Below are 12,427 nucleotides of genomic sequence, written 5' to 3'. Positions count from 1 at the left end.
TCTTGCCGCTTGAGCGGCACCTCTCGTGCCGGATGTCGGGCATCATAAGTACGTGAGGAAAGCCGCCGCCATACCACTGTCCCTGCTGGGTCTCGGCATCGCCGGGCTCGGGTACGCCTCGGTCGTCGAGCGCAACTGGTTCCGGCTGCGCCGATTCGACGTTCCGGTCCTGGCCCGGGGGCAGCGCCCGGTGCGCATCCTCCACCTGTCCGACCTGCACCTGACACCCGGCCGCAAAAAGCTCATCAACTGGGTACGCTCGCTCGGCTCACTCGAACCCGACCTGGTGGTCAACACCGGCGACTCGATCGCCCACCCGGACGCCGTCCCGTCGCTGCTCCACGCCCTGGAGCCGCTCATGTCCCGCCCCGGCCTGTTCGTGTACGGCTCCAACGACCTGTACGCGCCCGTGTTCAAGAACCCCGCCCGCTACCTGTGGCGCACCTCCCGCAACGAGCGCCGCCAGCACGTACCGTCGCTCCCGTGGCGGGAACTGGGCGAAGGCATGGCCGCCGAAGGCTGGCTCGACATGAACAACACGACGGCCCGCCTGAAGGTCGCCGACCTCGACGTGGCCGTGGCCGGCATCCACGACTCCCACATCGACCGCGACCGCTACGACCTGGTAGCCGGCCCCGCCCCCACCGACGCCGACCTGCGCCTGGGCGTCATGCACTCCCCCGAGCCCCGCAACATGACCCGCTTCGCCGCCGACGGCTACCAGCTCCTGCTCGCCGGCCACACCCACGGCGGCCAGCTCTGCGTCCCCTTCTACGGCGCCCTGGTCACCAACTGCGGCATCGACCGGGCCCGCGTCAAGGGCCTGAGCACCCACGACTCCGCCTGGCTCCACGTCTCCGCCGGCCTGGGCACCTCCCCGTACGCCCCGGTCCGCTTCGCCTGCTTCCCGGAGGCGACCCTGCTCACCTTGGTACCGCGCCGCTGACGGATTATGCGGTCCCAAGCACCCGCGAAGTCCGCTAGACTTTCCCAAGCACGCGCAAGACCGGCGTGCGACCGGGGTGTAGCGCAGCTTGGCAGCGCGCTTCGTTCGGGACGAAGAGGCCGTGGGTTCAAATCCCGCCACCCCGACCCAGCTAGAGGGCCGTTTCCGGTGATCGGAAGCGGCCTTTTTGCATGCCATACAGCTACGAAGTACAGCTAGAGCCCACTCCGTTGGGCCAGCTGGCGGCCGTCCTATGTGGATCTGGCGGGGATTCCAGAAGGTTGCCTCTAGGCGCTAGCCCGCAGGTGGATCACGCCTCCAGGCTCTAGAGCAGCCTCTAGACCTAGACCAGGACATCTCTAGGTCTAGAGGGCTATCCCCCCGGAAGAGGAAGGCCTCAGATGCCCCTCAGACCGCCGAAGATGTCGATTCTGATGACAGGACATCAGGACGAAGATGCTCTTGTTAGAGAGGATCTGAGCGCCTTACGCGCGCTGGGAGGCCGCGAGGGGAACCCCTCCCTGTTCAAGCAGCTCTTCGCCTCTTCACACAGAGACTTGAAAGGACTGGCTTGAACAGGGAGGGAGGGGGATGCTAGGCGCCGAGCGTTTGCCCGAGCCTTTTCAGGGCTTCCTGAGTCGCTTCGTCGGTCGCCTCGGTGTATACCTCCATCGTGACCTTGATGTCGCTATGCCGAAGAATGCGCATCGCGACCCGCGGATGCACGTCGAGGGCGGCCAGAAGGGTTGCGCACGTTCCTCGTGTTCCGTGCACCGTGATTCTGCGTACACCAGCTTGCGCTATGCGGTAGTCGAATCTCCGATTGAAGTTGCGGGGTTCGATCGGCGACCCGTTCCGCGTGGTGAAGACGAGCCCGGTTTCTTTCCACTCTTCGGGCGGCTTTCTTCCGTTTCCTTCCTGGCGCTGGGCGTGCGCTTCCTTATCTCTTTCCTGGCGTTCCTGGCGCAGCTTGAGAGCGGCAAGGCATATCTCTGGAAGAGGGAGCCCCGCCTCGGAGGATTCCGTTTTGACTTCGCGGCGGAGAAGTTGACGCCTGACGCGCTGGAGCTGTTCCCCTACGAACAGTTCCTTAGCGTCGAGGTCGATGAGGTCCCACTTGAGACCGAGCACTTCACCCTTCCTCAGGCCAAGTACCAGGATGAGGACGTAGGCGGCATAAAGCCCGTCAGCATCCGCTAGGGCTCTTTCTAGGAACTGCTTCGCCTCTGCGACGCTCCACGGCTTGACCTTGCGTCTCTTCCGTAGGCGCGGAATACGGAGACCGGCGGCCACGTTCTTGCCGATGATTTCATCGCCTACGGCGTAGCTGAGTGCGCTACGGAGGACGGTTAGCGCGTCGCGAACCGTTCGTTCGGAAGCTACTTGCTCGCAGCATTTTCCGACAGCGCAGCATTTCTGCTTGTTCTTGTCTCTACGCGCATCCTTGCTCTGGGCGCAGCATTGGCAGAGCTTTCGTAGCTTGTTGATCCAACCGCGCACGTCGCGAATCGTAAGCTTGTCGAGTCGCTTACGTCCGAGATAGGGGATGATATAGAGGCGTGTGAACGTCTCATACGTGGCGATGGTCAATGGTGCGAAGTCGGGCTCAATCACCACTTCTTTGAGCCAATAGGCGAGGTATTGCATGAGGAGAGGAATCGAGGTACTGACAGGTCCTTTCTTGGCTTCGTTTTGCAGCTTCACGTACTTGTCGTGAACTTCTTCGCGAGTTTTTCCGTAGACCCACTTCTTGGTTTTCTCGCCGGTGGGTGTGGTGACCCAGACATAAGCGGCGTAGTTGTTGCGGTAGGGGAATATGGAGCCTTCCCCGTTGGCGCGTGTGCGAGGTTTGCGCTTATTCGGCGGTTCTTCGGTCACGGCTAGCCGTCCCCTTCGACGGTGCGGCTTACACACCACTGTTCGTAGGTGTCGCGGGAGAGGAGTCCGTCGCTGTCGAGCCAGAGCACGGCATCGGGGGCATCGCCGTTGGCGACCCAGGACAGCCATTCGGTTCGGTCAACGGTGAGATCGTGGAGGACTTCGTCTAGGGCGATCCATTGGTGGGCGAACTGGAGGTTCATCAGGCTGCGGCTTCCTGTTCGAGTAGGGCGATGTAGTCGCGGATGGCGGCGGCGGTGATGCGGCAGGCGCGGCCCTCGTGGACGGTGCGCAGGCGGCCGGACTGCATCACGCGGTAGAGGGTGGCGCGGCTGAGGTTGAGAATCTCCTTGGCCTCGTTGACGTCGTAGAGGCGGAGGTCTTCCAGCGGCGGTGTGGTCATGCGGGCACTCCCTTCTGGGTGATGACTCCGGTGATGTGGCCGCACGGGTCGCAGATCAGGAAGCTCATGAGGACGTTGCCGGCGCGAGCGATGCCCTCGTTGAGGGGCCACTTGCGCTTGTCGCAGCGGTAGCAGTGGATGCGCTGGGGGTCGCTGAGGGCCAGCACGGGTGTGCAGGTCAGGCAGACGAGCGTGGTCGGCATCCACACGGCCGTGTACATGACCGCCGGGGAGCGGCCGAGGTGGGCGCAGACGCGGCCGGTCTTCTCTCTGACGGCCTGTTCCATGGCGGTGACGTACTCGTACAGCCAGGTTCCGGACAGGGGCAGGAGGTGGGTCTCCTCCCCGTCGAAGTCGGCAAGGCGCATGTCAGCCTCAGCTTCGGCGGCGGCGAATTGGTCGGCGAGTGCGATCTGGTCGGGCGTAGGCACGGAGATCTCCCGGAGAGTTGAGCGGGCGGTTGGGGCGGGGTGAACTGGTGTGCGAAGAGCGCGAAGGGAGCGAAGGGAGCGAAGGGAGCGGGGACCAGGGAGTGCGCTCTTGGCGCTCCCTTCGTGGGCGGCGGTGGGCGCGCGTGCGCGGCTGCGCGTGGGCTGATGCGCGCGTTTCCTTTTGATCTTGGAATGGGGGGCCACGAGGGGGGGCCACGCCCCGGTACGGCAGGGGCCACGAGGGGGGCCACGCGAGGGGGCCACGCCGGGGCCACGGTCGGTGGCCCCCGCGCTGACCTGTAACCCTCCCCCCAACCCCCCTCGCAGGCGCGGCCGGTGGTGTGAGCCGTCGTGTTCCGCCGGTGCGACACGACGCGTCGCGCGCGGCCCTGTGCGACGGCTCGCGGCGGGAATGGCGGGGTGCGAAGGGAGCGCCAAGAGCGCACTCCCTGGTCCCCGCTCCCTTCGCTCCCTTCGCGCTCTTCGCTCCCTTCGGGGCGTGGCTGTGGTTCATGCCGCGCCCCCTTCGGTTCCGGGGGCGGTGGTGAGTGCCCAGACCCAGCCCTGGCCGAAGTCGGACTTGCGGGAGACGACCTTGGCGCGAGGCTTGGCGCGCTTGAGCTGGTCCTTGGAGAACCCGGCGGCCTGCCCCTCGGTGAACACCTGTTGGGCGCTGGCCTCGCGGCTGGGCTGGTCGGCGATGTAGGCGGCCAGCCATGAGGCGGCCTCACCAGCTTCGGCGCGGTCGAAGGTGTCACGAGTGGCGCTCTCGGCGAGGATGTCTTCCACGCTGCGCTCAGACTCGCCGGTGAACTCCAGCAGCCCGACGTGGGCGCTCTCACCCTCGGCGGTAGGGAGTTCGACGGTGCGCACCTGGTAGCGCAGGGACGGCACGTCCAGGCGTCCCAGGTTGCTCTTGGCCTGTGACAGCACACACGAGCCGTCTTCCGCCTGCGGGTCCCGAGCGACCGCGAGCACGGCCCGCGCCACGGCCGCCCACGCGCGGGAACCGGTGATGGCGGTCAGCGGGTCGGCGGTCGTGGACTTGTTGAAGTGGGCCAGCCCGACCGCCGCGCACCCGGTGGTGTCGCACATGCGAAACAGCGGTTCCAGGGCGGTGCGCAGTTCGCGATCCTGGCTGTTGTTGATCGTGGAGGAGATCAGCGACAGCGCTGGGTCCATGGCCAGCATCGCCACGTCGCGTTCGCGGATCTCTTCGGCCAGGGCGTCGCAGTCGCGCGGCAGGATGAGTTGTTCGGTGCTGTCGCCGAACTCGACATCCACGCGGAACACCAGGTCAAGGTCTGCCCCCGCGGCGATCAGGCGCGGTCCGATGGTGTGGGGCCAGGAATCCTCAGTGGCCGCGTAGATGACCGGACGGGGCGTGCCCAGGTGGGCGCCGGGCATCTCGCCGCGGGTCAGCCGCGCGGTCATCCATGCCAGCAACAGCGACTTGCCGATGCCCTCGCGGCCGGGGATGAGAGTGATGGCGGCGGCCGGGATGCGGTCCGCCCACAGCCAGCGCACCGGGCGAATCTTCACGGTTGAGGCGGGAGTCAGGCGCAGCGTCCGCGCGCTCGTCCGGGCGGGGTCGGACGGTTCGTCCGGCGGTCGGACCGCCACCAAATTGGGCGGTCGGTCCCCGCGTTCGTCCGCCTCATTGGGTGGCTCGGTGCTGGGGTTGGGCAGCAGGGCGGCGGCCAGCTGGCGGCGGCGGCCGTTGACTGTGATCGGTGGCGTAGGTGCTGCCACGGGGGTTCCTTCCTGTGGGGCTACTCAAGCCGTCCGGTGATCCGGGCGGCCTTGATCAGAGGCCGGACCGCACGGCGGAAGCCGTACGGGAGTCAGCAGGAATGAAGCGGCGAGAAAGGGGGCCGTACCGCGGGTGTACTCCGGCGGCCAGCGGCCCCTACTCCGGGGGGCTACTGGCCTTACGTACAGGGCGAACGCGGGCCGTCTTCCGTCGATCGATCGAGACCGACCCCGGTCAATCGATCAAGCGGGGGGCTGTCGATCGAGGCGGCATCACGATCGATCGATCGCGGGTCGGCGCCGAGGGCGGACAGTAGATCGGTGGCGATGCTGCGTGCCTCGGCGATCTGGTCGGCGCTGTAGCGGGTCATCCCGCCTCGGCGCGACAGCTCCACCATCACCAGGTGCACGACGGTCCAGTCATCCACGGCGGCCGGGTCAGCCATGCTTCACCCCCACAGAAGCGGCCAGCTGGCCGAAGGGAACGCCGAAGCGGTGGGATCGAGCCAGCCGAACGCGGCCGGCGGTTTGCCGTACACCTCGCACAGCAGTGACCGGTAAGGCTCGGCGGGGATGAGGTCGTTGCGCTCGTAGCGCTGGATCATCCGTACCAGGCTGGGGCGGGTGGCGATCGGGCCGACATCGTTCGCCTGTGCGGCCGTCTGGAGAAGGCAGGCCAGCTTGCCACGGCCCCAGCCACGGCGAAGCCGTTCGGCGTGCAGCGGGCTCATCATGAGAGCGCCCCGTCCATACGGCAGGGGCAACCCGCGCTGGCAGGAGCGTCACAGTGCGCGCACGGGCGTGCTGCGATTAGGGCGGCCTCGAAGACGGCCGCCACGTCGGCAATGTCCTCGGGGCGAACGGGCTTGTTCCAGTCGTGGCCGAGCACGCGCCGTATCGTGGCGTCCGCGATTGTGGCGTTGGCGGTCATCACAGCGACGGCCCCGTCAGCTGGCGAGCGTGCTGCGAGGCGACCGCGGTAGCGGTCTGCCGCCACCACTCCAGGTGCGCCATGTCATCCGGGTGAGGGCCGCCCTCAGCCCTGGCGATGAGGGCCATGGCCTCCCAGATCTCGTACATCGGGTAGGTGGCCAGGATCTCCGAAAGCTCCTGACGGACCTGGTCTGCGGTCAGGGAACGGCTCGCGGCCGGGGCGTTGATGTAGTGCGTGGAGAAGGCCATCAGAGTCAGCGCGGCCTCTTCGACGGTGAAGCCCGCGAGGGAGGTGGGGCGGTTCGCTGCGGGGGTAGCGTGATTGCGCATCGTTCGGTCTCCCAACTGATCGCGATGTGCCGGGGTGCGGACGGTTTGGCGACTGGGTCGCGCCCCGGCTTCAGTGCGTACCGTTCATGCTCAGCTAAGTACGTACTCTATGTACTTTGCTGTGTGTACGTACACTGACCTGCGACTGGCTGCCTGTCAAGAGGGTTGGTACGGTGAGTACGTACAAGCTGGTCATGGGAGGTCGCACGATGAGGGCAGGATCATCCGACGCCCGCGCCCTATACGAGCGCGTGGCAGATGCGCTGCGAATCGCGATCGAGCGGGAGGAATTGAAGCCGGGGGATATGGTTCCCCCGGAACAGGAACTAGCCGAACTACATAGCGTTTCTCGTCAGACCGTGCGCCAGGCTCTTCAGCAACTTACGAATGAGGGTTTGCTCACTAGCGGACGAGGGCGAGGCCGCAAGGTTCGCTCACAAACGCGCCTACACTGGCAGCTTTCTAGTTACGAAAGCTCTACACGCCATAGCGTCGAAGGGGACGCCTGGAACACCGACGTTCGCGAACAGGGCCACGAGCCGCGTCAAGACGTCACCGTTAATATTGATACTCCGTCACAAAAAATAGCTCAACGCCTGCAAATCGACCTGGACGAGCCTGTAGTGGTCCGGCGGCGAATTCGCTACGTTGATGACATGCCATTCCAGCTGGCTGACAGCTATTTCCCGATGGATGTAGCAGAGGGAACGCTTCTAATGAGGCCAGGCGACGTCTCTACGCCGGGGGGCATATTGGCCTCAATCGGCCATGCACAAAAGAAGCTCTTGGACGAAATCCAGATCCGAATGCCTTCCAAAGAAGAGTCGGATCAACTAAATCTTCCCGCAGGGAGTCCAGTAGCCGAGCACATCCGAACGGGATACAACGAAGCTGGCAAGCCAGTGCGAGTTATGGTGTCCATTATCCCCGGAGACCGCCACACTCTTGTTTACGAGCTGGAACCCAAATGAGTGACGCACAAGCAACCGACCTATTTCGCGATGACCCCATCGCGCAACCGTTGACCTACCCAGGGAGGATTCCCACTACGTCAGGAATTCTCACAGAGGATGCTTACGTCCCTCTACTACCTGTGGCCGGTAGGCCAGCGAACGAGTGGATAGCAAACCTTTCAGGGAATCCGACGCTATCCCAACTATTGGTTCAGCTCGATTGCCAGCCTATGAGCAAGCGATTTCCTGTCGTGGCCGTTGGCTCTAATGCCTCTCCAAGTCAGATGCGCCGAAAATTCCTTTCACGCGAAGTTCGGACGGTCGTCCCGATGACGCTTGCCAGTATTACGGGAATAGCTCCAGGCATTTCCGCGCATGTTAGCAAACCGGGGTACATACCGGCCGCACCTATTGAAGTGAACGAGGAACGTTCGCGCCTGTTTGTCCTATGGCTAGATGAGGAAGAGTTCGAGGTCCTCGACGCTACTGAACCAAACTACTGGCGACGTTGCGTTAGTGGAAACGAGTACGTAGCCACGCTGGAATCAGGCGTCTCGGTTCCGTCGTATTTCATCTACGTAGGCAAGCATGGCTGCCTGATCGATGCCAACGGAAACCCCAAACGGCTCACGGATCAGACGACACTGATAGCTACACTCCTAGGTGAGTCCGCCGCACTAAAAGAGCTGTGTGGAGATACGCCTGACGAATTCCTAAGGCGAGTTCGCTCTGTAGACGTGCGAGAAGCTGTTCGTCAACTCTTCTTCGATGAGGGACGGGTTCAGACCCAATCCGGGCTCTTGGCCTTGCCCAGAGAGTGATATCGGCGGTTGAACCCCCCGACCTACCCTTGCCCATGCTCACGACGGCACGCCGCAATGGACGTGCAGTCAGCGGGATAGGTAGCTCGTTCAACGCGTCCAACTTGGGGCGCTAGCACCTTGATGCCCCCGCGAAACGCGGGGTTCTGCCCCCCAGCTGGGGATGGAACGCTAGCCCGCTAGCTTGCTAACTCCCATGTAGACAGAGGTTTCCAGTGCTAGCAGAGGTGCTAGCGCTAGCAGCGTAGGCCGCTAGCGCTAGCAGGCGTCCAACCGGGGGGCTAGAGATGCACACGGCAGTTTCCCCCGGACTCAGCCCACCGGTTGGACGCCCTGGTGTGCACGAACAGTGGCCGGCCGCGTCGGGGGCGAGTCACCGGGTCGCGGTCGCGGCACGGAAGGGCCTCACCGACGCCCTAAGGGCGAATTTCGGGCGGGGAAGCCCTGTCCGCTACCCGCGACCTGCGGGTATATGGACTGATCAGCGCGGGTGTAGGTGGTCGCGGGCAGGGTCGCGCGTCCGCGACCGGTCGCGGACGGGTCGCGACCGCGGCCCCCGGGAAAAACCGAAGAGCATAAGGCGCTTCGCGCGCCAACTGAGGGGCGCTTCGCGCCAACACACGGCTGCAACATTGGGGCACTGTGTACCGGCAGCACGCGAAGAGTAACCAAATGTTACAGCTGGCTGAACCAATGAGGGGCGGTGCACTCGCACCCCCGCGTTGTTCCAGCAGGCTCTTTCTGGTCACTACCTGCGGATACCAACCGACTGGACATCTTCTGCTATACAGCCACGAAGTACAGCAACAGCCAGAGATGACGTGAGACTCACTGAGACGCTGGAGGACAGTCCCGTGCAGGTCAGAGCGCAAAAGGCATGATCAGCGGGGCGCGTCTTTTGCTTCGGGACGAAGAGGCCGTGGGTTCAAATCCCGCCACCCCGACCCAGATGTACCGCTAGTAGGCCGCTTCCGAAGATCGGAAGCGGCCTTACTTGTTGGCTGAGTGACTGCACCGCAGCGACAACATGCCATCACGCATTGTCCTCCGCGCCAAGCCTCCTCTACCAACTGTTCCGACTTCAACTCAAGGCCATCAGCATCAAGTTCGAGCGTGTGTCACACGCCCGAAACTGCCGATACAGGTTCTGAACAAGGAAGCATCCGCAGCGCAGGTCGTCCGAACCAATCAAGAGGATCCTTGGTCGCCCGAGCGAACGCTTCTCGTTCTAGGTCTCCGAGGCTCCTTGAAGTGTTTGGCTAGATACGGGCTGCGAATTCTGAACGGAGATCAACGTCCAAGCAATACGCGGACGCGTTCCCGCCGTACTACACAATCATCCAGCGGCACGGAACCGTTCATACCGTTCCTCGATGAGCTCCGGCTTCGGCCGATCCGCTCTACGTCGAGGCAGCACCAGGCCCAGTCCGTGCATCTCTTGCAAACCGTGCTTCAGCATCGGCCCATCGATCTCTTGCATGATGTCCGACCGCACTTCGATCACTAGATCGGGGCGGACGCCCAAGATGTGCTCGTCATAGGCGGCATGGTGAATCTTGCACAGCGCCATCCCGTTAGAGATCGCTGGGACACCGCGTTCCTCACGGTCAGGGATAATGTGGGCGGCATCCAGCAACGACGGGTGCCTAAGACGACACATCGCGCAGCTGGTCTCGTATGCGTGGATCACCCGCTGTCGGAAGACCGGCTGGTGCAGCCGCCGCCTGGTCATGCTTACGGAGTAGCGCCGCTCGATCTCGCTCACCGGCCCGTGAATGGCGATGTGTCGCTGTGCCTCTTCCAGAGCAACCGCCACCTGCAATTGGTCGACTTCCATAGCCCGAATCCACACCGGGAAGAACGGCAGATACAGGCCCTGCTTCACACCAAAGAACCAGATAAGGGGCACGTCGCGCTCGTAGGCGCGGCGGAGTCCGACATTGGTGTAAAGATTAGGGTCGTCGCCTTGGAACTTGTAGCGGAGCAGGCCATCATCGCCCACCTCATCTTCGTACGGCGCGCGCGTTCCGTCAGAGGTATAGGTAGTGAGAATGGACAGCGCGGCGGTTAGTTCTTTCGGCTTGCGAATGCCCAACCGATTATCGACCAGTGGAAACGAGCGCCCCTCGAACTTGAAGCCCAGGAGTTCCGCGCGTGAGACCACCGGATTCTCCGGTGTGCAACGCTGACGGAGCCAAGCCATGGCAGCCGCTCGTATCCGACTGTCCAAGTCATCATCCAGGGGCGTGATCACACCGAAGTTCTATACCCGGGGCCGGCCCTGTCGCTACTGACAGTTCAAGGATCGGCTCACTCCAACGCCTTCGTCCGTCCTCCGATGCTCGCCGTGACCGGCTGGCTGCATCGCCTCGACAGAGAAGCCAGAAAGCCATGGGCACAGTGGCGCTGCCACAGACCCGGGCACCGCCCCAGTTCACCTGCTCCTTGAGGACGCCTCCGGGAACCGGTCTGGTGGCGCTGCCAGGCCGGGTCGGCAGGCCCTCGAGCCGGGCAGGACGCGGTGGGGTCGCTGAGGTTGGCGACGAGGTGGCCGTGGAAGACGATCATTTCCACGCCTGGGTGACGGAGGAGGGACTCTCCCCCGCCACTCGGCGCCGGCGTCGGCCTCAGTAGTTGTCGGGGTGGTAGCGGGCATGGATCTCTGCCCGTACTGCTTCCTCAGGAGTCAGCCACCGCAGGACGATGTCATCGAACAGATCGGCGTCGATGCTTTCCTCCATGTCGTCGGGTGCGGCGCCGAGACGTTGGTAGTGAACCTGAGGGAGAGCGGTGGGGCCGGGGTCAGCGATCTGAGTGATCACGTACAGTGCCGGACGGTCGTTCAAGAAGTTCAAGGCATGCTCGAACCACATGCCCGGCTGGGGGATCACGCTCTGGGTCACAACCATCATTCTCCGCTGCCGGAGGGGGTTGTGGGAGGCGAATATGCCAGGTCATGGGGTGGTGCGCCAAGTTTCCGCGGGTAACAGTTCTCCCTCAGAGCATCGGACTTCTAATCCAATGGTCTATCGCCTGGTTTGTCGGACTGTGCGGATTAGTTCGAAGACGAACTGGGTGGTTCGGGTCGGCAGCGCGAGCGGCGTTATGAGCGGACGCGCCTCACGCCATAAACCCGGCCCTTGTCCTGGACGACGGCGTGATGCCGGATTTCGGCGGGGGGATTCGGGACGCTTGTGGCCATCCGGGCAGTCAGGGGGTTTGGGAGCGCCTCACCAGGCGCTCGGTAGAGCGCCTGGCGAGGTTACTTCTGGTTGCGGCAACCGCGGATGGTAGCGCCTGTCCCCCGACTTGGGCGCTGCCTCGCATGACTGAGACTACTCTCCGTATAAATTTCGTCGCAACCGGTTATGGAAATCTCCACCTGGCCATGACCAATTTACCGGCCAATCGGCGGGGGTTGGAGGGAAGGTTGTGCAGGTAGCGTGCGGGTTATGGAGATCAGGACGTGTAATCCGGCCGACGGGGTGTATCCGGCAACTGGGGACTATGTTCATGCGATCGAGGTTCGCGGAGCCGAGCGGTTGCTGTTTGTGGCGGGGACTATGGGGCTGGATGGTGAGGGGCGGCCCGGGGCCACGCTGGAGGAGCAGCTGGGGCTTATATGGGCAAATATCCGGACGATTCTTGGCAGTGCCGGTATGACCGTGGACAACATCGTTCGGGTCACTAGTTATCTGCGCGATCCGGCCTATGCGGCTGCGAATGCGGCGGCTCGGGTGACGGCTCTCCATGGGCGTCCTGTGCCGACGACGGCGATTGTCGCGCAGACGCTGGCCGACGAATGGCTGGTCGAGGTCGAGGTCATCGCTGCGGGGTGAGGGCTCGAGATCCGGTCGACGTCACAGCGCGGGTCGCGCGGGTCAGGGTTCTCGCACGGGTCAGGGTTCTCGCACGGGTCAGGGTTCTCGCACGGGTCGGGGTTCTCGCACGGGTCGGGGTTCTCGCACGGGTCGGGGTTC

At 63.9% G+C, this 12,427-nt stretch carries 13 protein-coding genes and 1 tRNA gene; 4 read left to right on the top strand and 10 right to left on the bottom strand.

The annotated features are described in order from the left end of the window. Positions 1-52: 52 nt before the first annotated feature. Entirely contained in the window at positions 53-946 is an 894-nt protein-coding gene (locus tag ACIBKY_RS35640; RefSeq protein ID WP_397103756.1) for a metallophosphoesterase, read from the top strand. A 72-nt stretch (positions 947-1,018) separates the two neighbouring features. Further along, a tRNA-Pro gene (locus ACIBKY_RS35635) sits at positions 1,019-1,092 on the top strand. A gap of 448 nt (positions 1,093-1,540) precedes the next feature. Here ACIBKY_RS35635 and ACIBKY_RS35630 read toward each other — a convergent pair. From ACIBKY_RS35630 to ACIBKY_RS35595, 8 genes are all read right to left on the bottom strand, one after another. Further along, positions 1,541-2,824, bottom strand: a complete 1,284-nt coding sequence (locus ACIBKY_RS35630) for a tyrosine-type recombinase/integrase (RefSeq protein ID WP_397103754.1) — start codon at positions 2,822-2,824, stop codon at positions 1,541-1,543. A 2-nt stretch (positions 2,825-2,826) separates the two neighbouring features. After that, positions 2,827-3,027 (bottom strand): hypothetical protein, encoded by a 201-nt coding sequence (locus ACIBKY_RS35625; protein WP_397103752.1) that lies wholly within the window; start codon positions 3,025-3,027, stop codon positions 2,827-2,829. Continuing rightward, complete coding sequence (locus ACIBKY_RS35620; protein ID WP_397103750.1) at positions 3,027-3,227, bottom strand: helix-turn-helix domain-containing protein; 201 nt, start codon at positions 3,225-3,227, stop codon at positions 3,027-3,029. Before ACIBKY_RS35620 ends, ACIBKY_RS35625 begins: the two co-directional genes overlap by 1 nt. Further along, entirely contained in the window at positions 3,224-3,658 is a 435-nt protein-coding gene (locus tag ACIBKY_RS35615; RefSeq protein WP_397103748.1) for a hypothetical protein, read from the bottom strand. Before ACIBKY_RS35615 ends, ACIBKY_RS35620 begins: the two co-directional genes overlap by 4 nt. Positions 3,659-4,168: 510 nt before the next feature. Further along, on the bottom strand, positions 4,169-5,410 hold the full coding sequence (locus ACIBKY_RS35610) for an AAA family ATPase (protein ID WP_397103746.1): 1,242 nt from the start codon (positions 5,408-5,410) through the stop codon (positions 4,169-4,171). Between the two features lie 179 nt (positions 5,411-5,589). Then, the gene (locus ACIBKY_RS35605; RefSeq protein WP_397103744.1) at positions 5,590-5,856 is read right to left on the bottom strand and encodes a hypothetical protein; all 267 of its coding nucleotides are present in this window, start codon (positions 5,854-5,856) and stop codon (positions 5,590-5,592) included. A gap of 3 nt (positions 5,857-5,859) precedes the next feature. Continuing rightward, positions 5,860-6,144, bottom strand: a complete 285-nt coding sequence (locus tag ACIBKY_RS35600; RefSeq protein WP_397103742.1) for a hypothetical protein — start codon at positions 6,142-6,144, stop codon at positions 5,860-5,862. A gap of 196 nt (positions 6,145-6,340) precedes the next feature. Then, positions 6,341-6,673 (bottom strand): hypothetical protein, encoded by a 333-nt coding sequence (locus ACIBKY_RS35595; RefSeq protein ID WP_397103740.1) that lies wholly within the window; start codon positions 6,671-6,673, stop codon positions 6,341-6,343. A gap of 173 nt (positions 6,674-6,846) precedes the next feature. On the opposite strand from ACIBKY_RS35595, the gene ACIBKY_RS35590 reads away from it, so the two are divergent. Then, entirely contained in the window at positions 6,847-7,644 is a 798-nt protein-coding gene (locus ACIBKY_RS35590; RefSeq protein ID WP_397103738.1) for a GntR family transcriptional regulator, read from the top strand. Positions 7,645-9,783: 2,139 nt separating this feature from the next. Here the strand turns inward: ACIBKY_RS35590 and ACIBKY_RS35585 are convergent. Together ACIBKY_RS35585 and ACIBKY_RS35580 are read right to left on the bottom strand one after the other, a co-directional pair. Continuing rightward, positions 9,784-10,701: an HNH endonuclease gene (locus tag ACIBKY_RS35585; protein WP_397103736.1), complete on the bottom strand. Its 918-nt coding sequence runs from the start codon at positions 10,699-10,701 to the stop codon at positions 9,784-9,786. A 373-nt stretch (positions 10,702-11,074) separates the two neighbouring features. Then, complete coding sequence (locus tag ACIBKY_RS35580; RefSeq protein ID WP_397103734.1) at positions 11,075-11,350, bottom strand: hypothetical protein; 276 nt, start codon at positions 11,348-11,350, stop codon at positions 11,075-11,077. 549 nt (positions 11,351-11,899) lie between these two features. On the opposite strand from ACIBKY_RS35580, the gene ACIBKY_RS35575 reads away from it, so the two are divergent. Then, complete coding sequence (locus ACIBKY_RS35575; protein ID WP_397103732.1) at positions 11,900-12,286, top strand: RidA family protein; 387 nt, start codon at positions 11,900-11,902, stop codon at positions 12,284-12,286. The last annotated feature ends 141 nt before the right edge of the window (positions 12,287-12,427 follow it).

This window comes from Nonomuraea sp. NPDC050394 (assembly GCF_044459065.1).
GTDB lineage: Bacteria > Actinomycetota > Actinomycetes > Streptosporangiales > Streptosporangiaceae > Nonomuraea.
The sequence above is the reverse complement of the archived record's forward strand: the minus strand, read 5'-3'. Positions and strand labels throughout refer to the sequence as shown.